Origin of the sequence: Streptomyces sp. SID13666 (assembly GCF_010548325.1) — a bacterium.
Classification (GTDB): Bacteria; Actinomycetota; Actinomycetes; order Streptomycetales; family Streptomycetaceae; genus Actinacidiphila; species Actinacidiphila fildesensis.
The window spans coordinates 321,350-345,730 of record NZ_JAAGLX010000004.1; the positions used below are offsets into that span (position 1 = coordinate 321,350).

The window sequence follows — 24,381 nt, forward strand, 5'->3', positions numbered from 1 at the left end:
GTGGGACGAGCCCATGCGCCCAGGGACAAGCCCGTCAGACGGCGGGAAGCGCGTAGAGCAGGTCCCCGTGGACCACCAGCAGGCGCTTGCCCGCGGCGGTGAGGGTCCAGACGCCGGCGCCACCCTTGTCCTCGGAGAGGCCGTCGTTGGCGCTGTTCCGGTAGATCCAGCGCGGGGCACCGCTCTTGGCGTCGAAGGCGAAGATTCCTCCCTCCTGAAAGTACGACACCCCGTAGACGGAGTCCCCGGCCCGTACGAACTGCAACGGCCCGGTCCCGTCGGTGAGTTCGCGCTTCCAAAGCACGTTCCCGCTCTTCGCGTCGACCGCCCAGACGCCCTTGAGCACCACGGCGCCATACACCACACCGTCGGCGGAGGAGAGCGGGGAGCTGAAGCCGTTCTTGTGCTGTGCGGGTACCGACCAGCGCTCGGCGCCGCTCTTCAGGTCGTAGCCGCGCATGGACTTGCCGCCGATGACGACCTTGTCACCGTGCAGGACCGGCCGATAGGCGGCGTCCTCGCCCACCTTCTTCGTCCACACCTGTTTGCCGTGCGCCACCTCGCGCACTGTCACGTTGTAGTTGTTGTCGGCGTACACGAGATAGCTGCCGTCGGTCGTCGCCGACACGTCCCAGTCACCGGCGCCCGGGTCACGTTCCTGCTGCCACAGCATCTTGCGGGTGCCGATGTCGACGGCGGCCACCACTGTCCGGGTCTTGCTGGTCTCGGTGGCGTTGGGATCCTGGATCGTGGCGATGAGATACACGTGCTTGTCGTCGGCGGCGATCGGCTTCGGGTCGGTGAGCCGTCCGCCCAGGTTGCTGCGCCAGACCTCCTTGCCGGTCACCGGGCTGATGCCGACGAAGTCACCGTTTGCCTCAGGGCTTCTGAAGAACAGCAGATCGTGGCCGATCACCAGTTCACGCGAAAGGTCCGCGACCTCCGGGGTGGACCACTTCAGTTCACCAGTGCTGATGTCGTGCGCGATCAGCGGGTTGCCACAGATGATCATCAGATTGCCGTACGCCAGGGCCGGAACGCCGTATTGCAGGCTCAGCGATAGGGCCTGCTTGCGCCACAGCGGCTTCGGGCTCATGCCGTTCGCCGGGGTGGTGAACACCGGATCCGGCGTGGGCCCCTTGCTGTTCGTCACCAGGCCGGTCGGATCGACCACCGGGTCCTTACCGCCCTTCCCGCTGTACGCCCACACGGCCCCGCCGCCCGCGGCCGCGACCGCGATGCCCGCGCCGAGCGCGAGGAACCCACGCCGGGAGCGCGCGCCGGAAGCGGCGGCGGGTTCCAGCGCTGTCCGGTCGAGGGTGGTCGGAGTCCGGGGCGTGGGCGCCTCGCCGGGCATCGGGGGCTGCGGCACGGTGGCCGCGCCCGTCCCGTGGGCGGGGGTGTCCAGGTCGAGGATCCGCGAGGCGTGCTGGGCGATGGTCGAGGAGACCGGGCCCGGCAGCCAGTTGTGCAGTACGGAGGCGGCTCCTTCCGGAGCCAGCGCCTCGCTGATCTGCTGCGGTGTCGGCCGCTGCGCCGGGTCCTTCTGCAGACAGGCCAGCACCAACGGCCGTAGCGAAGCGGGCACTTCGGTCAGATTGGGGGTGCCGTGCACCACCTGGTAGAGCAGCGACGCCGCCGTCCCGATCCCGAACGGCTGCTGGCCGGTGGCCGCGTACGCCAGCACCACGCCCAGCGAGAAGACATCGCCCGCCGGCCCGGCCACCTCACCGACCGCCTGCTCGGGCGGTATGAACCCGGGCGAGCCGACGACCACGCCCGTGCTGGTCATCCGGTCGCCGTCGACGGCCCGCGCGATACCGAAGTCGATCACCCGTGGCCCGTCCGCGGCCAGCAGCACGTTGGACGGCTTCAGATCCCGGTGCACGAGTCCCGCGCCGTGGATCACCACGAGCGCCTCGGCCAGCCCGGCACCCAGCGCGCGCACGGACGCCTCGGGCAGCGGGCCGTGCTGCTCGATCACCTCGTCGAGCGGCGGGCCGAGTACGTACGCGGTCGCCAGCCACGGCAGCCGGCCCTCGGTGTCGGCGTCGACGACAGGCGCCGTATAGGCCCCGGAGACCGCCCGCGCGATCTCGACCTCGTGCCGGAACCGCGCCCGGAACTGCGCGTCCTCGGCCAGTTCGGGACGGACCACCTTCACGGCGACGGTCCGGCCGCCCGGCGACCGGGCGAGATAGACCCGCCCCATGCCACCAGCGCCGAGCCGTCCCAACAGGCGGTAGGCCCCTAGGCTCTGCGGGTCTTCCGGCTCCAATGGCTGCATCAACAGCCACCCCCGTCTCCTGTGTGCGCATACGTATGGTCGGGTCGCCCCGACGGGGCAGCCTATTGCGCCGGGTTTCGCACCCCGGATGCGGTCCCTTCACCTGTAGGCCCGTCACCTTTGGGCCCGTGCGTAGGGTGGGGAACCATCAGCCGCACCAGTGACGTCCCAGCCGTGTGACGTCGCCCAACGGCGCATGACGAACGGGACACCGTATCCACGCAAGATCTCCATCATTTGGAAGATCAGCCGGAGCGGCCCGGACGGAACAATCGATGAGGACCTCCCGTCCGGCACGTTCTTCAGGACCACGGATGTGACCGTCCGAGAGGTCCGGACCGACCAAGGCTCAACGAATGCAACGGGATGAACCATGGGTGATCTGCAGATCAACGGAACCGTGATGGGGGACCTGCGCAGAACGTTCTCCACCATCGCGCAGCGCATGGAGAACGTCAGCCGGACCATGGGCAACGCCAACGGTGAGGGTGTCGGGGCGCCCAAGCTCATCGACGACGTGCACGACTTCGCGGACGAGTGGAAGTACGGCGTCAAGCAGATCGGCGAGCACGCCGACACCGCGGTCCAGATGATCGACCAGATCGGCAAGACCTTCGACGACGCCGATCTCCAGCTCGCCAACTCCCTCAAGCCGGAAGGCACGTGCTCGTGACCCGCAGTTTCCCCCACCTCGGGTTCGATCCGACGCCCGGCGACGTCGAGCAGACCCGGGCGCTGTCCCGGCAACTGGGCGATCTGACGACCGAGTTGACGACGACCGTCAGCGAGTTGCAGCAGATCGAGTGCGGTTACTGGAAGGGCGAGGCGGCCAAGGCCTTCAGCCAGCACATATCCCATGACGTCACCCCGTTGATCAAGAAGGCGCACGACTCCTTCGGCCGCGCCGCCACCGCGATCGGCGGCTGGGCCGAGCAACTGCACGGCTTCCAGGACGAGGCCGCCGCGCTGGAGCGCGAGGCCGCGACAAAGCAGGACACCCTCGACGACGCCAAGCGGGCGCTGGGCTCCAACCCCACCGGGCTCCCGAGCGGCACCGAGACCCCGCACCCCCAGCCCGGCGCCTCCCCCAGCCCCACGGCCGCCGACGAGAACAAGAAGAAGCACAAGGACGTCACCGACGCCGACACCGCCCTGCAGGGCGTCCGGCACCGGGCCGAGGAGCTTCACAACCGCTTCACCCGGGCCGCGCAGTCCGTCAGTCACGACCTCGACAAGGCCGGCGACATGGCGCCCGACAAGCCGGGCCTCTTCCACCGCATGGTCAGCGGCGTCGAGGGCGCCTGGAACGACACGGTCAAGTGGGTCCAGGACCACGCCGACATGATCAAGCTGATCGGTGACCTGCTCGGCGACCTCAGCGGCATCCTCGGCATGCTCGCCATCATCACGGCCCCGTTCGAGCCGCTCGGCGCGATCTTCGCGGGCGCGGCGGTGGCCACCAGCGCCCTCGCCCTGGTGGCGCACCTCGTCGCCAAGGCGGCCGGCGCGGACGTCAGCTGGATGTCCATCGGGCTGGACGCGCTCGGTGCGGTCCCCGGCCTCGGGGCGTTCTCCAAGGGCGTCAAGGTCGCCGACGGCGCCGTGGCGGCCGGCCGCGCGGCCGAACTCGGCGAAGGCTTCCGCGGGGTGACGACCATCGGCCGCAACATCGTCGGTGTCGGCGACCGGGTGGCCGGCGCCGTCAGCTTCACCGTCAAGGGCAAGACGATCGGCCTGTGGGGCCTCAAGAGCGGCGGACTGATCAAGGCCGAGGGCACGATGGGCCGGCTCGGCCTGGTCGCCGAGCAGAACTACGCCAAGGGCCAGTGGCTCGGCACCCGCGGCCTGGATCTCATCAGCAAGGGCAAGTGGGCGATCAACCCGATGTCCGGCCTCGGCCGCGGTATCGACGCCGGGATCAAGATCGCACCGAAGCTATGGTCGGTCCCGCAGCACATCGGTGAGGCGCTGCACCCGGGCGACCGGTTCAACCAGGCGGCCACCGCCCACTGAGGCACCGCCCACCGGGCCGGCGCCCACGGAACCACCGCACCCTGATCCACCGCTCGCCGATCCACCCCACCCTGGTCGGCGGGCACCCGAGCACTGAGGACGGCGAGACGATGGACTGGTATCCGGACGCGGGAGAGGCTTCGCTGTTCCGCACCACACTGCGCTTCGCGACCGGGATGGCCCCGCCCGTCTCCGGCTCGCGGTGGTACCGGGACACCGGCCGCCACGACATCCAGCCGGACCTGGTGGCCGCCGGCTGGCCGCCGGGACCGGAGTTCACCGCACGGACGAAGAGCGAGCAGACGACGCGGCGCGCCGGCCGCGCCGCCTGGCTGGGCATCCCGCTGCTGCTCAACCTCATCTCCAACGCGGGCGGCGCGCCGGGCTCGCCCTTCGGCGACGTCGCCCTGCGCGGCGACCCGCAGGACCCCGAGAACGAGGTCGAGGACTTCCCCGTCATGTGGGCGGCGCCCGGCACCGTGGCCCGTACGCTGCCGTGGCAGCTCGACCCGTCCCGGCGGGCCAAGGGCTACCGCACCGACGCGGTGGTGACCGACCGCCGGCTGGTCGTCCTCGGCATCACGTCCGTCACGGCTCCGGCGGACGTGCTCTGGGAGGCGCCGCGCGAAAGCATCGCGCGGGCGGAACGCCGGGAGTACGCCGAGACCAAGGCCGACCTGCTGATCACCTTCGCGGACGGATCCTGGGTCCGGATGTCCGCCGGCTCGGCCGACAACGCCGCCAAGGTCGTCCAGCACCTGAACGGCACGGTCCGCACCCTGACCGACGACCAGCTGACCGGCGGCCAGCGCGAGCGCGTCGCCCGTTTCGTGGCCGAACTCCCGCCGAACGCCGAGGCCCCGGCCTTCACCGTGCTCCCGAGCGGCATCGTCCGGGTCGAGGCACGCGTCCCGGCGAAGCTCGGCAAGGGCCTGTTCGAAACCCACACGATCCTGATGGACGACGCGGGCGCACCCGCGGCACCCCGACCCGGCGACCTGTGAGCGACACGACTCCATGACCATTTCCGATCTCACCCCCTCCGTCCCGGCCGCCCTCGGCGGACCGGACATACCTCCCATGTGGTTCGTCGTCCCCGACGGCTTCCACCCCCTCCCGATCGCCGCCACCCCGGAGGAACGCGCCGCGGGCGCGGCCGACTTCGTACGGGAGCTGTTCCCCAACGGCGACGACGACCTGTGGACGCCGGCGGCGCTCTTCTACGCGGGACTCGCCGAGCTGATGACCGAAGGCGGCCTGGCCTTCTCGGCGATGGGCCTGTTCGGCATCGACGACGGCGGCATCGCGCACTGCTCGTTCACCGTCTCCGCCGTCGAGTCCGACCATCCGTCGGTCGAGGTCGCCGCGCTGGGACTGCGCGAGATCATGACCCGCGACCCGCTCAACGACGCGCGCTGGCTGGACCTGCCGTGCGGTCCCGCCGTCTCCGCCGTCTCCATGCGGGAGATCACCATCGGCGGCGAGATGACCGCGACCGGCGAGGACGCCTCGCTGCTCACCGGCCAGATCCAGGTCTATGTGCCGTTCCCCACCGGTCCGTTCACCGCCGTCTTCACGCTCGACACGGCAGCTGTGGACTACTGGGGCGAGATCAGCGACATGACGGTCGCGATCCTGCGCACCGTGAGCTTCACACCGCCGGAGGAGCAGGCAGCCGAGGGCGCATAACGCCCACCACCTGCTGTCAGCTCGTTTCGGTGCGCTGTCGCGGTATCGCGGACTCCTCGAGGAAGCGCTCCACCGTCTCGTACCAGGCGGTGGGCTGTTCCCAGTGGACGAGGTGGCCGGCGTCCGGGATCTCGGCGTAGCTGCCGCGGGGCAGGACGCGGACCATCTCCTGGGCCTCGGCACGCCCCAGTTCGCCCTCCAGACCGCGGACGACGAGGGCGGGGCAGCGGACCTGGGTGAGCTCCTCCCAGTGGGCGTCCAGGATCCAGGGGGCCCGGGAGCGGAGCATGTGGCGGCGGGCGAAGACGGGCCGCCAGCCGTCACCACGCTCCTCCATGATCTCGGTGTAGAAATCGCCCCTGGTGGGGCGCGGAGGATCGGCCCAGGGGTCGTCCTCACCGAACCACCTGCGGACGTCGGCGAGGCTGGCGAAGGGCAGTGGCCAGGAGGCGAACCAGGACTCCCACTCGCGCTGGCTGGCCTCCCCGAGGGCGGTGGCGCGCATGTCGCAGACGACGACGGCCCGCACCAGGTCCGGGCGGCGGGCGGCGAGCTGCCAGGCGGTGAGACCGCCCATGGAGTGCCCGACGAGGGTGACGGGAGCGAGGCCGAGCTGCTCCACGGCCGCCTCGGCGTCGGCGAGGTACGCCTCGCGGCTGTACGGGCCCTCGGGCTTGTCGCTGCGCCCGTGGCCGCGCTGGTCCAGGGCGATGGCGCGGTAGCGGGGGGCGAGCCGGCGGGCGGTGCCGGCCCAGTGCGAGGCCCGGCCCATGAGTCCGTGCAGCAGCAGGACCCCGGGTCGGTCGTCGGAGCCGTCCTCCTTGGACTCGGCGGCATAATCCCAGGCGGCGAGCCGGACAGAGCCCGCTCCGGTCACCTCGATACGTCGGATCATGTGCCGCACCCCCTGACGAACTGGTCGGGTCTTCCGGCGCCTACGTTATCGAACTTCTATTCGATAAGACGGGCCACGCGCACAACATCGCTCTTTCGAGTGACATCACTCAAGGATTGACCGCCGCAGCCGAGGGGAGATCTCCTGCGGGGCGCGACACGAAGGGGAAGCGGTCGCGCGGAGTACTCGGGAAGCTCGGGGTTCCGGGTCCTCCGAGGGGAGCACCACCAGGGGAGGGACAAGGGGAGGAGGGCCCCGGCGCCATCAGGCGCCGGGGCCCCCGCCCCCTCCCACCAGGACAAACCGCGGGTCCTACCGCTTGGCCACGAAGACGTGCGACGCGACCTCGGCACCCAGCTCGGCGGCCTCACCGCCACTGCCCACGAGCACCCCGCCCGCGGAGGTCGTCACACTCACCACCGCGCCCGGCTGCACACCGGCCCGCCGCAGCGTGTACATCAGCTGGGCATCGGTCTGGATCGGCTCGCCGATCCGCTTCACCACGACGCTGGCGCCGGCCGGGCCCGGCGACAGTTCCGCCAGGCTGACCATGCCCTCCTCCAGGAAGGGATCCGCCTCGGCCTTCTCGCCCAGCTCCTCGAGACCCGGGATCGGGTTCCCGTACGGCGACTCGGTCGGGTGCCGCAACAGCTCCAGCACCTTGCGCTCCACCGCCTCGCTCATGACGTGCTCCCAGCGGCAGGCCTCGGCGTGCACCTGCTCCCACTCCAGGCCGATCACGTCGACGAGCAGGCATTCGGCGATCCGGTGCTTGCGCATCACGCGCGTCGCCGTCCGCCGGCCTTCGTCGGTCAGTTCCAGGTGACGGTCACCGGCGACATGCACCAGGCCGTCACGTTCCATGCGCGCCACCGTTTGGCTGACCGTCGGGCCGCTCTGATCGAGCCGCTCGGCGATTCGGGCGCGCATGGGGACCACACCCTCCTCTTCCAGCTCCAGGATGGTGCGGAGATACATCTCCGTCGTGTCGATGAGTCCGGACATGCGCGCCCCTCAATAGCTAGTGCGTGGCCCTGCACCAATTCTGACGCATCCCACCGACAACCGGCCCCGGCGCGGGATTCTTGACAGCGACGGCAGCGTGGCCGCACGGTGATCCGCATGAGTGAGCCCCGCGACGATCTGGCCGGCGAATACTTCGATGCGGCCATCGCCCTTCTCCGGAGGGTACGGGACGAGGAGTCCGCAGGTATCACAGCGGCGGGCAAGGCCATCGCCGACGCCATCGCCAACGGCAACCGGATCTTCGCCTTCGGCGCCGGGCACTCCTCGCTCGCCGCCCAGGACGTCGTCTACCGCGCGGGCGGCCTCGCCCTGGTCAACCTGCTCGCGGTGCCCGGCGTCGTCGGTATCGACGTCATGCCCGCGACCCTGGGCAGCGCCCTGGAACGGGTCGACGGCCTCGCGGGCGCCGTGCTCGACACCAGTCCGGCCAAGCCCGGCGACGTCCTCGTCGTCATCTCGCTGTCCGGACGCAACGCCCTGCCGGTCGAAATGGCGCAGAACGCCCGCGCCCTCGGCCTGACGGTCATCGGCGTCACCTCCGTGGCCTACGCCAAGGAGACCAAGCCCCGGCACGCGTCCGGCACGTTCCTCAAGGACCACTGCGACATCGTGCTCGACTCGAAGATCGCCGTCGGCGACGCGGAGATCGTCCGCGACGACGTCCCGGCCCCCTTCGCCCCCGCCTCGACCGTGGTGACCAGCGCCCTCATGCAGGCCGTCGTCGCCACCGCGGTCGCGGAGCTCGCTGCCCGCGGCATCACGCCGCCACTGCTGCGCTCGGGGAACGTGGACGGCGGCCATGACTGGAACGGGCGCATCTTCGAGGAGTACGGCTCACGGATCTTCTTCCGCCACTGAGGGCGGATCTTCTTCCGCCACTGATCCGCCGCTGAGGCGGCAGGCCGCCGGGCCGTTCGGCGTGCCGGGGCGGCGCCGCCCCGGCACAGCTCTCGGCCCAGCTCTCGGCCCGGCCCTCAGCCCAGTTGCTGCGCCAGGTCCAGCGCCGCGGCCACCCGCACCGCCACGTCCTCCGCGTACGCCGCGTCGGAACGGTCGAAGAGACGGCGCCCCGCGCCCCGCAGGAACGTGACGGCGCCCAGAGTGCGTCCGCGGCTCCGCAGGACCGTGGAGAGGCCGTGGACCGTCCCCTCGGGCCAACGGCGGGCCGCCGCCCACTCGTCGATCCTGGCCCGCGAGGCGGGCTCGGCCGCGGCGAGGGCGCCGAAGCTGGCGCGTACGGTGCCGATCCGCTCCACGGCCTGCAGCACGGGGTGCGCCGCCCCGTACGCCACCGGGATCGTGCCGACCGGAACGGGCAGACACGGCCCCGAGGACCCCTCCGGGGTAGAGGCGGCGCGCACCAGCCGGCCGTCGTCCCCGGCGAGGTCGACCAACGCGTGGTCGGCGAACCCGGCCAGCGCGAAGTCCAGATAGGTGGTCGCGGCCTCCACCGGGTCCTCGCACTCGGACGCCGTACGCCCCGCCCGGTGCAGCTGGTTGTGCCGGAAGCGCAGCAACGATCCTTCTTGCTCCGCGAGTTTGGCCTCCGTCACGTCCAGGAACAGCCACCCGACGCCCAGCGGCACCGGTTCCTCGCCGAGCGGAGACCCGAGGCGGACGAACCCGCTGCGCCAGCAGTGCCGTTTGGCGCTCTCGTCGCCGCGCAGGCTCAGCCACAGCTCGGACGGGACCGGCGGGCTGCCCTCCGCGAGCACGTGCTGCAGCGCCGTCTCCAGCTCCTCCAGGCCCTGCTCCAGCAGATCGCCGAGCGGCCGGCCGAGCAGGGTGTCCCGGCCGGTGCGCAGCAGGCGGGCGGCGTGCGCGTTCACGACGGCGGGCCGCAGGTCCGCGTCGATCAGGACGACACCCCACGAGGCGTCGTCGAAGAGCGCCTCGCTGAGCGCGATGGAGCGTTCCAGGTCGATCTGGGCGTGCACCTCGGAGAAGGCGCAGTAGACCCCGGCGGGGCGGCCGTCCTGACCCTGCACGGCCGCGGACTGGGTGCGGACGAGCACCCGGTGGCCGTCCTTGGTCAGCAGCGCGAACTCGTGCACCTGGCGGCCGGGCGCGTCCATGGCGCCGAGCAGCCTCGTCTGCACGTCGTGCGCGTCGGCGCTACGGGCGGCCCAGCCCGAGAAGCCGCGGCGGCCGACGGCATCGTCCGCCGACCAGCCGAGGATCCGTACGGCTTCGGAATTCCAGTGGGTGATGACACCGTCGCGGTCAAAGGCGCACAGGCCCGCCTCCATACCGTCGAGCAGAGCGGCGAGTAGCTGCTCGTCGCCATCACTGAGCGGCTTCGCATCGAATGGCTGCACGTCGAATCATTCAACCCCGGTGTGACTCAGCCCACACGGCATTTCGATAAATCGGTTGTGCGTCCCGGGGCCGGTTCCTAATGTTGCGGTCACACATGAAGGGAGGTGGTTCGCAGCATGATGTGCAGTCGGACACGTGAGGTGACTGCGGGCTAGTCCCGCGCACCAAGCTCGTCGCGCAGACTCCGTGCACGGGGTCGAGGGGCGGGCCAATCCCACGCAGTCACCCGACCCGCGGGCTCGTCGGACTTGTCCGGCCGGTGCCTGGAGGAAACTCCAGGGAGCAGCCCGCGGGTCGTTTGCGTTGTCGAAAGACCGCGTGTGCGTTGTCGAAAGGCCGCGTGGCCGCCGGGTTCTACGGCGCCAGCCGTACGACGTTCCAGGAGCCCGTTTCGCTGTTCTCCCCGTCGGCGCGCTCGTAGCGCAGTCGGTCGTGCAGCCGGTTTTCGCGCCCCTGCCAGAATTCCACGCTCCGGGCGCGCACCCGGATGCCTCCCCAGTACGTCGGCACCGGGACGTCGCTGCCCTCCGGGTAGCGCGCCTCCAGCTCCGCGTAGCGGCGTTCCAGCTCCTCCCGGGACTCCACGACCGAGGACTGCGCACTGGCCCACGCGCCCAGCCGCGAACCGTGCGGGCGGCTGCGGAAGTACCGGGCGGTCTCGTCCGTCGAGACGCGTTCGACCGTGCCGGAGACGATGACCTGGCGGGCGATCGGATGCCAGGGGAAGAGCAGCGAGATCTGCGGATTCTCCACCAGATCGCGGCCCTTGCGGGAGCCGTAGTTCGTGTAGAAGACGAAGCCGCGCGGGTCGAAGCCCTTGAGGAGCACGGTCCGTGAGCTGGGGCGGCCCTCGGCGTCGGCGGTCGAGACGATCATCGCGTTCGGCTCGGTGAGGCCGGCGGTCACGGTGTCCGCGAACCAGCGGGTGAACTGCGAGTACGGGTCCGCGGCCAGCTCGGCCTCGGTGAGACCCTGGGCGCGGTACTGCTCGCGCATGACGGCGGGATCGACATGATGCTGCACCCGGACATCTTGCATCCCCTGGGACCCGTACGTCCCGGCGGTGCGCCACGCGGGCCGTCCTGCCGGGGATCCCGTGGGGTCGGCGCGGTGGCCGGTAGGGGGTATCCGGGCCGGAAAAGGGCCGGAAACCGGCCGGCCGGGCCGAAGAGTGTGCCGCACCTCACGCTTCCCGTCATGTGCCAGAACCGACAGAATTGCGGGTCGGGCAGCTGTGGCCTCTTGACATCAAGAGATACCGTTTCTGACTCCGGCCTCGGGTCTCCGATGGAGCAGGGTGACCATCACCTGAGCGGGGCATTACCGGAACGGCCGTCCAAGCAGTCGGCCGGCCAAGCACCTGTCGACCACATCACGAGGAGCCGCCTGATGTCCGACTTCGTACCCGGACTCGAAGGAGTAGTCGCGTTCGAGACGGAGATCGCCGAACCTGACAAGGAAGGCGGCTCTCTCCGTTACCGAGGCGTCGACATCGAAGATCTCGTCAGCCATGTCTCATTCGGAAACGTGTGGGGCCTGCTGGTCGACGGCAAGTTCAATCCGGGCCTGCCGCCTGCCGAGCCGTTCCCGATCCCGGTGCACTCCGGCGACATCCGTGTCGACGTCCAGTCGGCGCTCGCCATGCTCGCCCCCGTGTGGGGTCTGAAACCGCTGCTGGACATCGACGTCGACGAGGCCCGTGACGACCTCGCGCGCGCCGCCGTCATGGCGCTCTCCTACGTCGCCCAGTCGGCGCGCGGCCAGGGCCTCGCCATGGTGCCGCAGAAGGAGATCGACAAGGCGCAGACGATCGTCGAGCGCTTCATGATCCGCTGGCGCGGTGAGCCCGACCCGAAGCACGTGGCCGCCGTCGACGCGTACTGGACGTCCGCCGCGGAGCACGGCATGAACGCCTCCACGTTCACCGCCCGCGTCATCGCCTCCACGGGTGCCGACGTGGCCGCGGCCCTGTCGGGCGCCGTCGGCGCCATGTCGGGCCCGCTGCACGGCGGCGCCCCCTCCCGCGTCCTCGGCATGATCGAGGAGATCGAGCGGACCGGCGACGCGAGCGCCTACGTCAAGCGCGCCCTGGACAAGGGCGAGCGCCTGATGGGCTTCGGCCACCGCGTGTACCGCGCCGAGGACCCGCGTGCGCGCGTGCTGCGGCGTACGGCGAAGGAACTGGGCGCCCCCCGCTTCGAGGTCGCCGAGGCGCTGGAGAAGGCGGCGCTCGCGGAGCTGCACGCGCGGCGCCCCGACCGGGTGCTCGCCACCAACGTGGAGTTCTGGGCGGCGATCGTCCTGGACTTCGCCGAGGTTCCGGCGCACATGTTCACGTCGATGTTCACCTGTGCCCGGACGGCGGGCTGGTCGGCCCACATCCTGGAGCAGAAGCGCACCGGCCGGCTCGTCCGCCCCTCCGCCCGCTACATGGGCCCCGGCCCGCGCGACCCGCGCGACGTCGACGGCTTCGCGGGCATCGGGCACTGAGTCCACGTCAGGTGCTGCTGAATCGTTGATGCTGTGGCCTGCTCCCACCCTCGTACGGGGTGGGAGCAGGCCACAGTCGTTGGCGGGCCCTGCCGTCCTGACGCCCTGGATTCAGGCGTCCGGCCCCCCTGCCCTTGGTTCAGGCGTCCGGCAGCGCCTCCGCCAGGAGTTCGACCAGGTGCCGGCCCGGGGTGTCGGCCAGCTCCGCGAGCTGCGTGCGGCAGGAGAACCCGTCCGCCAGAACGGCGGCCCCCGCGGGTGCCTCCCGGACCGCCGGGAGCAGTTGCTCCTCGGCGCAGGCCACCGACACGTCGTAGTGGCCCTGCTCGAAGCCGAAGTTGCCGGCCAGACCGCAGCAGCCGCCGGTGAGCGTGCCGGTGAGGCCGGCGCGCTCGCGCAGCCGCCGTTCTGCGGCGTCGCCGAGCACGGCGTGCTGGTGGCAGTGCGTCTGTCCGACGACCGCACGGTCGAGGCGGGGCGGCACCCAGTCGGGGGCCAGCTCCTCCAGCACCTGCGCGAAGGTCCGGACGGAGGCGGCCAGCCGGGCCGCGCGGGGATCGCCGGAGCCGAGCAGTTCCGGCAGGTCGGCGCGGAGCGCCGCCCCGCAGCTGGGTTCGAGGACGACGATCGGCAGCCCGGCGTCCAGCGCGGGTGCGAGGGCGTCGACCGTGCGGCGCATGACCGTACGGGCCCGGTCCAGCTGCCCGGTGGACACCCACGTCAGACCGCAGCAGACGGCCTTCGGCGGCAGGACGACCCGCAGGCCGGCTGCCTCCAGCACCTTCACCGCGGCCTGTCCGACCTGCGGCGACAGATAGTTCGTGAAGGTGTCGGGCCACAGCACGACGGTCGTGCCGGGCGCGGTCGTGCCTGCCTTCGTCGTGCCGGGCGCGGTCGTGCCTGCCTTCGTCGTGCCGGGCGCGGTCGTGCCAGCGATGTCCGTCGCGGTCTTGCCCACCCCGGCCGGGCGGCCGGCCTGCCGGCGGAGGGCGCGGTGGTTCCACCAAGTGCGGAAGGGCTCGTGGGCCAGCGCGGGGATGTGGCGTTGCGGCGCGATGCCGCCGGCGCGCTTGGCCACCCCCGCCAGCGGCCCCCGGGCCAGGGCGTTCAGGACGCGCGCATACGGTGCGGCGGCTCGCAGCCAGACCGGGAGCCATCCCATCGAGTAGTGCGAGCGGGGGCGCAGCCGTCCTGCGTAGTGGTGGTGCAGGAACTCGGCCTTGTACGTCGCCATGTCCACCTCGACCGGGCAGTCGCTGCGGCAGCCCTTGCAGGAAAGGCACAGGTCGAGCGCGTCGCGGACCTCCTCCGACCGCCAGCCGTCCTCGATGATCTCGCCGGCGAGCATCTCGTGCAGCAGCCGGGCGCGGCCGCGCGTGGAGTGCCGCTCCTCCCCCGTCACCCGGTACGACGGGCACATCACGCTGTCCCCGCCGGACGAGGTGGTCGCGGACGTACGGCATTTGCCGACGCCGACGCAGCGCCGGACGGCCGCTGTGAAATCGCCGCCGTCACCCGGATAGGTGAACTCGACATCGACGGGATGCGACGCACGGGACGGCAGCACGCCGAAGCGGAGGTTGCTATCCATAGGAGCGGGGCGGACGAGCATCCCGGGATTCATTCCGCCCGCCGGGTCCCAGAGATCCTTGAAAACTCCAAAGAGAGCCACGAGTTCGGGGCCGTACATCTTCGGCAGGAGTTCCGCCCGCGCCTGGCCGTCGCCATGCTCGCCCGACAGCGAGCCACCGTGGGCGACGACCAGGTCGGCGGTCGCCTCGGAGAAGCGCCGGAAGCGGGCGATGCCCGCCGGCGTCAGCAGGTCGAAGTCGATACGGACATGCACGCAGCCGTCGCCGAAGTGTCCGTACGGGGAGCCGCGCAAGCCGTGCTCGCCCAACAGCGCCCTGAACTCCCGCAGATACGCGCCCAGCCGGTCCGGCGGCACCGCGCAGTCCTCCCAGCCAGGCCATGCCTCGGTGCCGTCGGGCATCCGGGTCGCGGTCCCCGAGGCGTCCTCGCGGATCCGCCACAGGGCGCGCTGGTCGGCCGGCTCCGAGACGACGGTGTGGTCCCTGGCGCCGTCGGCGGCGGCGTGGCGGCACAGCTCCGAGGCGCGGGCCCGCGCCTCGGCCGCGGTGCCGCCGCCCATCTCCACGAACAGCCAGGCGGCGCCGCGCGGCAGCGACTCCCGGGCGGTGGCGCCCACCAGGTCGGCCGCCATGCCCTCGACGGTCAGCGGGTGGTGGGGCAGCAGCAGGTGCGCGGCTTCGGCGGCGGCGCTCTCGTCCTCGTACCCGAGCACGGCCAGCGCGCGGGCGGCCGGCGGCTCCACCAGCCGTACGGTGGCGCGGGTCAGCACGCCCAGGGTGCCCTCGCTGCCGGTGAAGGCACGCGCCAGATCCCGGCCGTGCTCGGGGAGCAGCCGGTCCAGGGCGTAGCCGGAGATCCGGCGCGGCAGGTCGGGGAAGCCGGTGCGGAGCACGGACAGCCGCGCGTCGGCGAAGGCGGCGGTCCGGTCGTGCAGCGGCCCCGGCAGGCCGCGGCCGAGCGTGGCCCGCTCCCCGCCGTAGGTCAGCACCTCCAGCTCGTGCACGTTGTCTGCGGTCGTCCCCCAGGCGACCGAATGCGAGCCGCACGCGTTGTTGCCGATCATGCCGCCGAGGGTGCAGCGGCTGTGGGTGGACGGATCCGGGCCGAAGGTCAGCCCGTGGCCGGCGGCCGCCGCCCGCAGATCGTCGAGGACCACACCCGGCTGCACGACCGCGGTGCGCGCCTCGGGGTCGATGTGCTCGATCGCCCGCATGTGGCGGGTGAAGTCCAGCACCACTCCGACCCCCGTCGCCTGCCCGGCGATCGAGGTGCCCCCGCCGCGCGGCACCACCGGCACGCCGTACTCGCGGCACACCGCCAGCGCCGCCACCACGTCGTCCACGTCGCGGGGCGCCACCACGCCCAGCGGGACCCTCCGGTAGTTCGACGCGTCCATCGTCACCAGTGCCCGCGCCCCCGCGTCGAACGCGACCGTGCCGCGTACCGCCGCCCGCATCGCCTGCTCAAGATCCATACGCCAACCTTGTCTCACCGGGTGGACCAGTAGCGGGACCGGGTTCAGGACGGATTACGCTTCGCCCGTGGCTGATATCCAGATTCCCGCTGACATCAAGCCCGCCGACGGCCGTTTCGGCGCGGGCCCCTCCAAGGTACGGACGGAGGCGGTCGAAGCGCTGGCCGCGACCGGCACGTCCCTGCTCGGCACCTCTCACCGGCAGGCTCCGGTGAAGAACCTGGTGGGCCAGGTCCGTGAAGGTGTCCGGCAGCTGTTCTCCCTGCCCGAGGGCTATGAGGTAGTGCTCGGCAACGGCGGGTCCACCGCGTTCTGGGACATCGCCACCCATGGTCTGATCCGGCAGAAGTCCCAGCACCTGTCGTTCGGCGAGTTCTCCTCCAAGTTCGCGACCGCGGCCAAGCTCGCGCCGTGGCTGGACGACCCGTCGGTCGTCAAGTCCGACCCGGGTACCCACCCGGTGCCGGTCGCCGAGGCCGGTGTGGACGTGTACGCGTTCACGCACAACGAGACCTCGACGGGTGTCGCCGCACCCATCAAGCGCGTACAGGGCGCCGACGCCGGTTCACTCGTCCTGGTGGACGCCACCTCCGGTGCGGGCGGCCTGCCGGTCGACATCACCGAGACCGACGTCTACTACTTCGCCCCGCAGAAGTCCTTCGCGGCGGACGGCGGCCTGTGGCTGGCCGCGTTCTCCCCGGCCGCGCTGGAACGCGCCGCCGAGATCGCCGCGTCCGGCCGGCACATCCCCGCGTTCTTCGACCTGCCGACCGCGATCGACAACTCGACGAAGAACCAGACGTACAACACCCCGGCGCTGTCCACGCTCTTCCTGCTCGCCAACCAGCTCGACTGGATCAACGGCCAGGGCGGCCTGGACTGGGCGGTCGCCCGCACCGCGGACTCCTCGTCGCGGCTGTACGGCTGGGCCGAGAAGTCGTCGTACGCGACGCCGTTCGTGGCCGACCCGGAGCAGCGCTCGCAGGTCATCGGCACCATCGACTTCGACGACGCGATCGACGCCACCCAGATCTCGAAGGCGCTGCGCGCCAACGGCATCGTGGACACCGAGCCGTACCGCAAGCTGGGCCGCAACCAGCTGCGGGTCGCGATGTTCCCGGCGGTCGACCCGGCCGACGTCGAGGCGCTGACGGTCTGCATCGACTACGTCATCGACAAGCTGTAACCGCACCCGCGACGCACGACTGACGAGGGGTCCGGCCGGTGACGGCCGGGCCCCTCGTCAGTCGGGACGGCGGCGAAGGATCCGGCGCAGGCCGGTGGCCGCGACGAAGATCGCGGCGAGCACCGCGAAACCGACGACGGTCACACCGTGGCCGGACGAGCCGTCCTTGGCGGCGTCCGCGGCCGGTCCCTTGCCGCCCGGCCGGCCCGTGCCGGCGGATCCGGTGGCGTCCGGGGCCACGGAGTCCGGCAGGTCCTCGCCGTTGAGCGGCGCCCGCCAGACCTCGCTGTTCTTCCCCTCGCTGCCGTACATCAGCGCTCGGCCGTCCGGGGTGAAGGCCACCGACTCGCCCTGCCGCTGCATCGGCACATCGAGGCTGCCGATCTTCGTCGGGGCGTCGCCGGACCACCGCCAGGCGGTCGCCCAGAAGTAGCCGCGCAGCACCAGCCGGGTGCCGTCGGGCGAGAACGAACCGTCGGTCACCCAGGGCACCTCGGCGATCTTCCGGAAGACGTTCACCCCCTTCGGGCTGAGCTTCTTCGGGCCCGCGTACAGGGCGCCGCCGTCCTCGTTCTTGCTGGCGATGTAGACCCGGCCGGTCTTGGGGTGCACCATCAGCGCCTCCGCGTTCCGCGGGCCGCCCTCGTACTGGACCGTGTAGCGGATGACGTCCACCGTCGTGTTCCCCAGCTGCTTGGGCTCGGCGAACCGGTAGATCCACACATGCGGCCAGGTCCCGCCGAGGTTGTCGCCGATGTCGCCGACGTAGATGTCGCCGTCCGGGCCGATGGAGATCGCCTCCACGTCACGGGGGTCGATGCCGCGCATCGTGACCCTGGCGACGGTCCTGCCGGTCGCGGAGTCCACCGCGTAGACGTACGGGCCGTCGTCACTGTCGTTGTGGGTCCAGTACACGCCCTTGTGGAGGTGGCTGGCGGCCAGTCCGCTGGACTCGGTGATCCGGGGGTCGCTGATGGTGAACGCGACGGCGGGCCCGCCGTCGGCGACGGCCCCCGGCACCGGTCCGAGAACGGCGAACGCCGCGGCGGCGACTGAGGCGGCGAGGGCGATGCGGGAGCGCGGCATGCCCCCAGCCTGCCATCCCGTCATGTGTCGGGCTTCACGCCGCCGGGCATCGCGGCCGGGGCCGGGTATCCGCGATGATCTCAGCGTGCGTTATATGTTCGTCGGCGATTCCATGACCATCGGCAGCGCGGGCGACTTCACCTGGCGTTACCGCATGTGGCAGCACCTGTGCTCGCTCGGCGAGCCGTTCACGGTGGTCGGCCCGCGCACCGCGCTGCACGACAAGGAGCGCGGCGAGCCCGTCTCGCACGCGTACGCCGACCCGGCCTTCCCGGCGGACGCCCGGCGGCATCTGGCCGGCTGGGGCGAGGGCTGGCTGCACATGGCGCCGCTGATCGGGGACGCGGTGCGCGCGCACCGTCCCGATCTCCTGCTGATCTCGCTCGGTCTGATCGATCTCGGCTTCTACACGACCGCCGAGCAGACCGCGGAGAACCTGCGGAGCTTCGTCGGCGAGGCACGGTCCGCCAATCCGCGGATCCGCATGGTGCTGCTGCCGGTGATACCCAACATCCGGGCCGACCACGATCTCCCCTTCGCCGAGCAGTGCCGGGACCTCAACGTCCGGATGGCCAAGGCCGTCGCCGATCTGGACACCGGCGCCTCTCCCCTGCTGCTCGCGTCCCGGCCGGACGGCTACGAGCTGTTCACCGACACCTACGACGGCACACACCCCGGTCCCTCTGGCGAACACCGCCTCGCGGCCGCGTTCGCCGACGCGATGCACCAGGCCTGGGGGGTCGGCGGACCGTATGCGGGCCGGTAGGCGCGGCGCCCCCTGACACGCCCGTCCCAGCGGGCGGCCACCCCCTTGCTTCGAGCGCACTCGAAGAGCTTGGCTTAGGGGTCATGGAGTACACGCAGCTCGGACGCACGGGTCTCAAAGTCAGCCGCCTGGTGCTCGGCACCATGAACTTCGGTCCCCAGACCGATGAGAACGACAGTCACGCGATCATGGACTCCGCGCTCGGCGCGGGCGTCAACTTCTTCGACACCGCCAATGTGTACGGGTGGGGCGAGAACAAGGGCCGCACCGAGGGGATCGTCGGGTCCTGGTTCGCCAAGGGAGGCGGGCGCCGCGAGAAGACCGTTCTCGCGACGAAGGTCTACGGCAACATGGCCGCCGAGGGTGACGCCTGGCCGAACGCCGACCGGCTCTCCGCCCTCAACATCCGCCGTGCCGCCGACGCGAGCCTGAAGCGGCTCGGTACGGACTACATCGACCTCTACCAGTTCCACCACATCGACCGGAACACGCCCTGGGACGAGATCTGGCAGGCCGTCGACGTCCTCGTGCAGCAGGGCAAGATCCTTTACGCCGGTTCGTCGAACTTCGCCGGCTGGAACATCGCGCAGGCCAACGAGGCGGCCGCCCGTCGCGGTTCGCTGGGCCTGACCAGCGAGCAGTGCCTGTACAACCTGGCCGAGCGGCGTGCCGAGATGGAGGTCATCCCGGCGGCGCAGGCGTACGGCCTCGGGGTCATCCCGTGGTCGCCGCTGCACGGCGGGCTGCTCGGCGGGGCGCTCCGCAAGGAGCGCGAGGGCGGCGGCGCGCGCTCGACGTCCGGCCGCAGCGCGGACGCGCTCAAGAGCGCGGCGCAGCGCGACCAGATCCAGGCGTACGAGGACCTGTGCGACAAGCACGACCTGGCGCCCGGTGATGTCGGTCTGGCGTGGCTGCTGACCCGGCCCGGGGTGACCGGGCCGATCGTCGGCCCGCGGACGCAGGCGCAGCTGGACTCGGCGCTCAACGCGGTCGAGCTGAAGCTGTCGGAGGAGTTCCTGTCCGCACTGGACGAGGTCTTCCCCGGCCCGGGGCCGTCCCCGGAAGCCTTCGCCTGGTAGGACCCGGCCAGGCCGGGTCCCGGTGAGAACCGGGGCCCGGCGGGCGGGGCCGGTGGCCGTGGGCGGGCGCGACGGCCTCTCAGCGCAGCAGTGCGCCCGCGACCACCACGACGAGCATCAGGACGAGGGCGGCGGTCACTACACGGGTTCGGGTCTTGGGGTCCACGTGTCGAGGTTAACCGGCCGGGGTCACCGGCCCAGCGGCCAGGTCGCCACCGTCTCGTAGTGGGCGTCCGGCGCCGGGTGGCTGCGCACCAGCGCGAGGGTGTCCGCGGACCACGGCGTACCCAGGAAACCGTCGAGCGCGGCGGCGTACGGGCCGAGGGCCACGCCGCCGCGACTGCGGGCCAGCGTGAGGTGCGGGGTGTACGCGTGCTCCTGCGCCGGATCGACGCCGGCCTGCCGGGCGGCGCCCTGGACGGAGTCCGCCAGTTCCGCGAGCCGGCCGGTGTCGCCCGCGGCGCCCGCCCACAGCGCCCGCTCGCCGAACCGGCCGCCGCCGGACAGCTGCAGTTCGCAGGGCGCGTACCGCCGCGCGACGGCGGCGAGGCCGTCCCGCAGCGCGGGGAGCGTCCCGTCGGCGACCTCGCCGAGGAAGGCGAGCGTGAAGTGCCATCCGGCGCGTTCGGTCCAGCGCAGCCGGCCGGCTCCGGGGAGCCGGTGGAGCGGGGAGACGGCCAGATCGAGTTCGTCCGCCACCCCGGAGGGCGGCAGGACCGCGGCGAACAGTCTCATGCCGACGGCCTCACGCGGCCGTCACCAGTGGGGCGGCCGCGCCCTCACGGGGCACGAACTCGATCAGCCGGTGGTCTTTTCCCCGGTGCAGGTCCACCTTGAGCCGCAGCCCGCCGACCCGGGCCAGCACCAGGCCGACACCGACCGCCGCGAGCGCCGCGACGAGGCCGCCGGACAGGAACCCGACGCGGGCCCCGTAGGTGTCCGTCACCCAGCCGACGACCGGGCCGCCTATGGGGGTGCCACCGACGAAGACCATCATGTACAGGCTCATGACGCGGCCCCGCATGGCGGGGTCGGAGGCGAGCTGCACCGAGGCGTTGGCCGAGGTGTTGAACGTCATCCCGAAGACGCCGATCGGCAGCAGCAGAAGCGCGAACATCCAGAAGGACGGCGCCACCGCGGCCACCACCTCCAGCGCCCCGAAGGCGAACGCGGCGGCCACCAGCAGCCGCAGCCGGGTCCGTCCGCGGCGGGCCGCGAGCAGCGCGCCGCCGAGCGAGCCCAGCGCGATGATGGTGTTCAGCAGCCCGTAGGTGCTCGCACCGGAGTGGTAGACGTGGTTGACGAAGCCGGTGAGGATGATCGGGAAGTTGAAGCCGAAGGTCCCGATGAACCCGACCAGCACGATCGGCCAGATCAGCTCCGGGCGCCCGGCGACGTAGTGCAGGCCCTCCCGCAGCTGGCCCTTGCCGCGCGGCACCCGCTCGACCTTGTGCAGCTCGGCGGTGCGCATCATCAGCAGGCCGGCGAGCGGGGCGAGGAACGACAGCCCGTTGAGCAGGAATGCCCAGCCGCTGCCGACCGCGGTGATCAGGACACCGGCGACGGCGGGGCCGATCAGCCGGGCGGCCTGGAAGTTCGCGGAGTTCAGCGAGACCGCGTTGCGGATCTCGCCGGGGCCGACCATCTCGACCACGAAGGTCTGCCGGGCCGGGTTGTCGACGACGGTCACCATGCCGAGGGCGAAGGCGATGACGTACACGTGCCAGACCTGGACGTGCCCGCTGAGCGTCAGTGCGGCGAGCAGCAGCCCGAGCCCGCCGAGCGCGGCCTGGGTGCACAGCAGGATCTGCCGCTTGGGGTAACGGTCGGCGATGACACCGCCGAACAGGCCGAAGAGCAGCATCGGCAGGAACTGCAGCGCGGTGGTGATACCCACCGCGAAAGAAGAACCGGTGATGCTGAGCACCAGCCAGTCCTGGGCGATCCGCGACATCCAGGTGCCGGTGTTGGACACCACGGCGCCGGTCGCGAAGAGCCGGTAGTTACGAACCTTGAGCGAGCTGAACATGCCGCGCTTCGTGGTCGTATCGGGTTCTTGTCCGGGTGCGGTGTCTGAGCCGGCTGCCGAACTCAATCTAGGTTCGCCTCCCCTGTGTGGCGTTGCGCTTCACTTCTGGTTGTTCCACGTTCTTCTGCACCCGCCGTCCGCCGGTCGGGTATCACTACATCTCGGGTGTCACTGCTTCTCGGAACGTCTCGGGTGTCACTACAGCTGTGCGAGCTTCTCCAGGACCGGCGCCGCGGCGCGCAGCACGGCGCGCTCGTCGTCGCTCAGCCCCTCCGTGAGCTGCGCCAGCCACACGTTGCGCTTGCGGCGGCTCTCCTCGAGCATCGCCTCGGCCTGCTCCGTCTGGCTGACGACCACCTGGCGGCGGTCGTCGGGGTGCGGGTCCCGGCGGACGAGGTCCTTGGCCTCCAGCATCGCGACGATGCGCGTCATGGAGGGCGGCTGGACGTGCTCCTTGCGGGCCAGCTCCCCGGGTGTGGCGGAGCCGCAGCGGGCGAGGGTACCCAGCACGGACATCTCGGTCGGGCTGAGCGACTCGTCCACCCGCTGGTGGCGCAGTCGCCGCGACAGTCGCATCACTGCGGAGCGCAGAGAGTTCACTGCGGCGCGGTCGTCCTCGGACAGTTCGGTCACATTCATTAGCGTAGCTCATTACCTAGGCTAAGTAAACCTCACCCATATGAGTGAGTTAGCGCCCGAAAACGACACCTGGAACCACCCCCGGCGGGGACCTTTGGCATATGGCATCGAGAGTGCTCAGCCTGCGTATAGACGCCGACCTGCTGGATCGGCTCCGTGACCACGCCGCCAAATGCGGAACGAGCGTCCAGGACTACGTGGTCCGGACGCTCGTTCGCGACGACTTCGACGAGCGGTTCAAGACCGCCGTCGACGAGACGGAGCGGTTCTACGCCGCTCCGCCGGGGTGAGTGGCGCCCCGACACCATCCCGACACCCACCCCGACAACGCCGGGGCGGTCAGGCCGGGCCTCAGGTCAGGCCGAGGGCCGGCATCAGGTAGTAGAAGCCGAAGACCGCCGCGACCACGTACAGGGCCACCGGCACCTCACGGCCGCGCCCCGCGGCCAGCCGCAGCAGGCAGAAGCTGACGAAGCCGATGCCGATGCCGTTGGTGATGGAGTACGTGAACGGCATCATCACCATCGTCAGGAACGCCGGGACGGCGATCGTGAAGTCGTCCCAGTCGATGTCCCGGACGCTGTTCGCCAGGATCAGGAAGCCGACCGCGATCAGCGCGGGAGTGGCGGCCTGGGCCGGGACCATCGTGGCGAGCGGGGTGAAGAACAGCGCGAGCACGAACATCAGCCCCGTGACGATGCTGGCGAGGCCGGTCCTGGCACCCTCGCCGACACCGGCCGTGGACTCCACGAAGCAGGTGTTGGCGGAGCTGGAGGTGGCGCCGCCGAGGGCGGTGGCGATGCCGTCGACCATCAGCACCTTGTTCATGCCGGGCAGGTCGCCCTTCTCGTCCAGCAGGTGCGCCTCGTCGCTGACGCCGAGGATCGTGCCCATCGCGTCGAAGAAGCAGGACAGCAGCACGGTGAAGACGAACAGCACCCCGGTCAGTATCCCGACCTCGCCGAAGCCGCCGAAGAGGCTGACGTTGCCGATGAGTCCGAAGTCCGGGCCGGCCACCGGGTTGCCGGGCCACTCGGGGACGGTCAGCCCCCAGGCCATGCCGGGGATGTCCGCGACCGCGTCGATGATCAGGGCCAGCACCGTCATCGCGACGATGCTGATCAGGATCGCGCCCGGCACCCTGCGGATGATCAGGACCAGCGTGAGCAGCACGCCCAGGATGAAGACCAGCACCGGCCAGCCGTTGAGGTGGCCGTCCGAGCCCAGCTGCAGCGGGACGGTGGTGTGCGCGGCGTCCGGGATTCGGGTGACGAAGCCCGAGTCGACGAGGCCGATCAGCATGATGAACAGGCCGATGCCGATCGCGATGCCCTTGCGCAGCCCCAGCGGTACCGCGCTCATCACCCGCTCGCGCAGCCCGGTGGCGACCAGCAGCATGATCGCGAAACCGGCCAGGACGACCATGCCCATCGCGTCGGGCCAGCTCATCCTGGGTGCGAGCTGCAGGGCGACGACGGTGTTCACACCGAGGCCGGCCGCGAGCGCGATCGGCACATTGCCGATGACGCCCATCAGGAGGGTGGTGAAGGCGGCGGTCAGCACGGTGGCGGTGACCAGCTGGCCACCGTCCAGGTGGTGGCCGTACTTGTCCACACCGGAACTGAGGATGATCGGGTTCAGCACGATGATGTAGGCCATCGCGAAGAAGGTGGCGAGCCCGCCCCGGACCTCGCGGGAGACCGACGATCCCCGCTCGGAGATCCGGAAGAAGCGGTCGAGGCCGTTCTTGGGCGGTGCGGGTGACGGGTTCTTGGCGTCGACCGAAGCGGTGGCCGAGGGGGACATGTAG

General features: G+C 71.1%; 21 protein-coding genes. 10 read left to right on the forward strand and 11 right to left on the reverse strand.

Annotation, left to right across the window (positions count from 1 at the left end; translation table 11 throughout):
* Nucleotides 1–34: 34 nt before the first annotated feature.
* Nucleotides 35–2,287 carry a serine/threonine-protein kinase gene (locus G3I60_RS10420; protein WP_164295973.1) on the reverse strand — a complete coding sequence of 751 codons (2,253 nt, stop codon included), beginning with the start codon at nt 2,285–2,287 and terminating at the stop codon, nt 35–37.
* 373 nt (nt 2,288–2,660) lie between these two features.
* On the opposite strand from G3I60_RS10420, the gene G3I60_RS10425 reads away from it, so the two are divergent.
* The 4 genes from G3I60_RS10425 (at nt 2,661) to G3I60_RS10440 (ending at nt 5,989) form a co-directional block, all read left to right on the forward strand.
* Nucleotides 2,661–2,960, forward strand: coding sequence for a hypothetical protein (locus tag G3I60_RS10425; RefSeq protein WP_187144916.1), 300 nt, complete (start codon nt 2,661–2,663; stop codon nt 2,958–2,960).
* Nucleotides 2,957–4,300, forward strand: coding sequence for a putative T7SS-secreted protein (locus G3I60_RS10430; protein WP_164295971.1), 1,344 nt, complete (start codon nt 2,957–2,959; stop codon nt 4,298–4,300). Before G3I60_RS10425 ends, G3I60_RS10430 begins: the two co-directional genes overlap by 4 nt.
* 110 nt (nt 4,301–4,410) lie before the next feature.
* Nucleotides 4,411–5,304, forward strand: coding sequence for a hypothetical protein (locus G3I60_RS10435; RefSeq protein WP_164295970.1), 894 nt, complete (start codon nt 4,411–4,413; stop codon nt 5,302–5,304).
* Nucleotides 5,305–5,317: 13 nt separating this feature from the next.
* Nucleotides 5,318–5,989 (forward strand): hypothetical protein, encoded by a 672-nt coding sequence (locus G3I60_RS10440; RefSeq protein ID WP_164295969.1) that lies wholly within the window; start codon nt 5,318–5,320, stop codon nt 5,987–5,989.
* 16 nt (nt 5,990–6,005) lie between these two features.
* On the opposite strand, the gene G3I60_RS10445 is transcribed toward G3I60_RS10440, so the two are convergent.
* Both G3I60_RS10445 and G3I60_RS10450 read right to left on the reverse strand, forming a co-directional pair.
* Nucleotides 6,006–6,884: an alpha/beta fold hydrolase gene (locus tag G3I60_RS10445; protein WP_138353513.1), complete on the reverse strand. Its 879-nt coding sequence runs from the start codon at nt 6,882–6,884 to the stop codon at nt 6,006–6,008.
* A gap of 312 nt (nt 6,885–7,196) precedes the next feature.
* Entirely contained in the window at nt 7,197–7,889 is a 693-nt protein-coding gene (locus tag G3I60_RS10450; RefSeq protein ID WP_138353512.1) for a metal-dependent transcriptional regulator, read from the reverse strand.
* A gap of 117 nt (nt 7,890–8,006) precedes the next feature.
* On the opposite strand from G3I60_RS10450, the gene G3I60_RS10455 reads away from it, so the two are divergent.
* Complete coding sequence (locus G3I60_RS10455; RefSeq protein ID WP_138353511.1) at nt 8,007–8,768, forward strand: SIS domain-containing protein; 762 nt, start codon at nt 8,007–8,009, stop codon at nt 8,766–8,768.
* A 116-nt stretch (nt 8,769–8,884) separates the two neighbouring features.
* On the opposite strand, the gene G3I60_RS10460 is transcribed toward G3I60_RS10455, so the two are convergent.
* Nucleotides 8,885–10,228, reverse strand: a complete 1,344-nt coding sequence (locus G3I60_RS10460; protein WP_269288361.1) for a PAS domain-containing protein — start codon at nt 10,226–10,228, stop codon at nt 8,885–8,887.
* 355 nt (nt 10,229–10,583) lie between these two features.
* On the reverse strand, nt 10,584–11,225 hold the full coding sequence (pdxH, locus tag G3I60_RS10465) for a pyridoxamine 5'-phosphate oxidase (protein ID WP_198357814.1): 642 nt from the start codon (nt 11,223–11,225) through the stop codon (nt 10,584–10,586).
* Nucleotides 11,226–11,618: 393 nt separating this feature from the next.
* Here pdxH and G3I60_RS10470 point away from each other — a divergent pair, with 393 nt between their 5' ends.
* A complete protein-coding gene (locus tag G3I60_RS10470) occupies nt 11,619–12,719 on the forward strand; it encodes a citrate synthase 2 (RefSeq protein ID WP_164295966.1) in 1,101 nt (366 codons plus the stop codon).
* Between the two features lie 139 nt (nt 12,720–12,858).
* Here G3I60_RS10470 and G3I60_RS10475 read toward each other — a convergent pair whose 3' ends face one another.
* Nucleotides 12,859–15,786 (reverse strand): FAD-binding and (Fe-S)-binding domain-containing protein, encoded by a 2,928-nt coding sequence (locus tag G3I60_RS10475; RefSeq protein WP_164607035.1) that lies wholly within the window; start codon nt 15,784–15,786, stop codon nt 12,859–12,861.
* A 67-nt stretch (nt 15,787–15,853) separates the two neighbouring features.
* Between G3I60_RS10475 and serC the strand changes: the two genes are divergently transcribed.
* Complete coding sequence (gene serC, locus G3I60_RS10480; RefSeq protein WP_138353507.1) at nt 15,854–16,972, forward strand: phosphoserine transaminase; 1,119 nt, start codon at nt 15,854–15,856, stop codon at nt 16,970–16,972.
* A 57-nt stretch (nt 16,973–17,029) separates the two neighbouring features.
* On the opposite strand, the gene G3I60_RS10485 is transcribed toward serC, so the two are convergent.
* Nucleotides 17,030–18,058, reverse strand: a complete 1,029-nt coding sequence (locus G3I60_RS10485) for a hypothetical protein (protein WP_164295961.1) — start codon at nt 18,056–18,058, stop codon at nt 17,030–17,032.
* A gap of 94 nt (nt 18,059–18,152) precedes the next feature.
* Here G3I60_RS10485 and G3I60_RS10490 point away from each other — a divergent pair, with 94 nt between their 5' ends.
* Nucleotides 18,153–18,824, forward strand: coding sequence for a GDSL-type esterase/lipase family protein (locus G3I60_RS10490; protein ID WP_232485338.1), 672 nt, complete (start codon nt 18,153–18,155; stop codon nt 18,822–18,824).
* Between the two features lie 83 nt (nt 18,825–18,907).
* The gene (locus G3I60_RS10495; RefSeq protein WP_164295959.1) at nt 18,908–19,903 is read left to right on the forward strand and encodes an aldo/keto reductase; all 996 of its coding nucleotides are present in this window, start codon (nt 18,908–18,910) and stop codon (nt 19,901–19,903) included.
* A gap of 189 nt (nt 19,904–20,092) precedes the next feature.
* Here the strand turns inward: G3I60_RS10495 and thpR are convergent, their stop codons facing one another.
* The 3 genes from thpR to G3I60_RS10510 all read right to left on the reverse strand — a co-directional run bounded on the left by thpR (nt 20,093) and on the right by G3I60_RS10510 (nt 22,571).
* Nucleotides 20,093–20,638 (reverse strand): RNA 2',3'-cyclic phosphodiesterase, encoded by a 546-nt coding sequence (gene thpR, locus G3I60_RS10500; RefSeq protein WP_164295957.1) that lies wholly within the window; start codon nt 20,636–20,638, stop codon nt 20,093–20,095.
* A 10-nt stretch (nt 20,639–20,648) separates the two neighbouring features.
* Nucleotides 20,649–21,998: an MFS transporter gene (locus tag G3I60_RS10505; RefSeq protein WP_164295955.1), complete on the reverse strand. Its 1,350-nt coding sequence runs from the start codon at nt 21,996–21,998 to the stop codon at nt 20,649–20,651.
* Nucleotides 21,999–22,130: 132 nt separating this feature from the next.
* Complete coding sequence (locus G3I60_RS10510) at nt 22,131–22,571, reverse strand: MarR family winged helix-turn-helix transcriptional regulator (RefSeq protein WP_138353501.1); 441 nt, start codon at nt 22,569–22,571, stop codon at nt 22,131–22,133.
* Between the two features lie 101 nt (nt 22,572–22,672).
* On the opposite strand from G3I60_RS10510, the gene G3I60_RS10515 reads away from it, so the two are divergent.
* Nucleotides 22,673–22,861 (forward strand): ribbon-helix-helix protein, CopG family, encoded by a 189-nt coding sequence (locus G3I60_RS10515; protein WP_138353500.1) that lies wholly within the window; start codon nt 22,673–22,675, stop codon nt 22,859–22,861.
* A 61-nt stretch (nt 22,862–22,922) separates the two neighbouring features.
* Here G3I60_RS10515 and G3I60_RS10520 read toward each other — a convergent pair whose 3' ends face one another.
* The gene (locus G3I60_RS10520; RefSeq protein ID WP_164295954.1) at nt 22,923–24,377 is read right to left on the reverse strand and encodes an NCS2 family permease; all 1,455 of its coding nucleotides are present in this window, start codon (nt 24,375–24,377) and stop codon (nt 22,923–22,925) included.
* Nucleotides 24,378–24,381: the final 4 nt, after the last annotated feature.

Excerpts from the sequence above, each read along its gene's own strand:
- G3I60_RS10420 (WP_164295973.1), bottom strand. The coding sequence starts at position 2,287 with ATGCAGCCATTGGAGCCGGAAGACCCGCAGAGCCTAGGGGCCTACCGC.
- G3I60_RS10425 (WP_187144916.1), top strand. The coding sequence starts at position 2,661 with ATGGGTGATCTGCAGATCAACGGAACCGTGATGGGGGACCTGCGCAGA.
- G3I60_RS10435 (WP_164295970.1), top strand. The coding sequence starts at position 4,411 with ATGGACTGGTATCCGGACGCGGGAGAGGCTTCGCTGTTCCGCACCACA.
- G3I60_RS10440 (WP_164295969.1), top strand. The coding sequence starts at position 5,318 with ATGACCATTTCCGATCTCACCCCCTCCGTCCCGGCCGCCCTCGGCGGA.
- G3I60_RS10445 (WP_138353513.1), bottom strand. The coding sequence starts at position 6,884 with ATGATCCGACGTATCGAGGTGACCGGAGCGGGCTCTGTCCGGCTCGCC.
- G3I60_RS10450 (WP_138353512.1), bottom strand. The coding sequence starts at position 7,889 with ATGTCCGGACTCATCGACACGACGGAGATGTATCTCCGCACCATCCTG.
- G3I60_RS10455 (WP_138353511.1), top strand. The coding sequence starts at position 8,007 with ATGAGTGAGCCCCGCGACGATCTGGCCGGCGAATACTTCGATGCGGCC.
- pdxH (WP_198357814.1), bottom strand. The coding sequence starts at position 11,225 with ATGCGCGAGCAGTACCGCGCCCAGGGTCTCACCGAGGCCGAGCTGGCC.
- G3I60_RS10470 (WP_164295966.1), top strand. The coding sequence starts at position 11,619 with ATGTCCGACTTCGTACCCGGACTCGAAGGAGTAGTCGCGTTCGAGACG.
- G3I60_RS10475 (WP_164607035.1), bottom strand. The coding sequence starts at position 15,786 with ATGGATCTTGAGCAGGCGATGCGGGCGGCGGTACGCGGCACGGTCGCG.
- G3I60_RS10485 (WP_164295961.1), bottom strand. The coding sequence starts at position 18,058 with ATGCCGCGCTCCCGCATCGCCCTCGCCGCCTCAGTCGCCGCCGCGGCG.
- G3I60_RS10490 (WP_232485338.1), top strand. The coding sequence starts at position 18,153 with ATGTTCGTCGGCGATTCCATGACCATCGGCAGCGCGGGCGACTTCACC.
- G3I60_RS10495 (WP_164295959.1), top strand. The coding sequence starts at position 18,908 with ATGGAGTACACGCAGCTCGGACGCACGGGTCTCAAAGTCAGCCGCCTG.
- thpR (WP_164295957.1), bottom strand. The coding sequence starts at position 20,638 with ATGAGACTGTTCGCCGCGGTCCTGCCGCCCTCCGGGGTGGCGGACGAA.
- G3I60_RS10510 (WP_138353501.1), bottom strand. The coding sequence starts at position 22,571 with ATGAATGTGACCGAACTGTCCGAGGACGACCGCGCCGCAGTGAACTCT.
- G3I60_RS10515 (WP_138353500.1), top strand. The coding sequence starts at position 22,673 with ATGGCATCGAGAGTGCTCAGCCTGCGTATAGACGCCGACCTGCTGGAT.
- G3I60_RS10520 (WP_164295954.1), bottom strand. The coding sequence starts at position 24,377 with ATGTCCCCCTCGGCCACCGCTTCGGTCGACGCCAAGAACCCGTCACCC.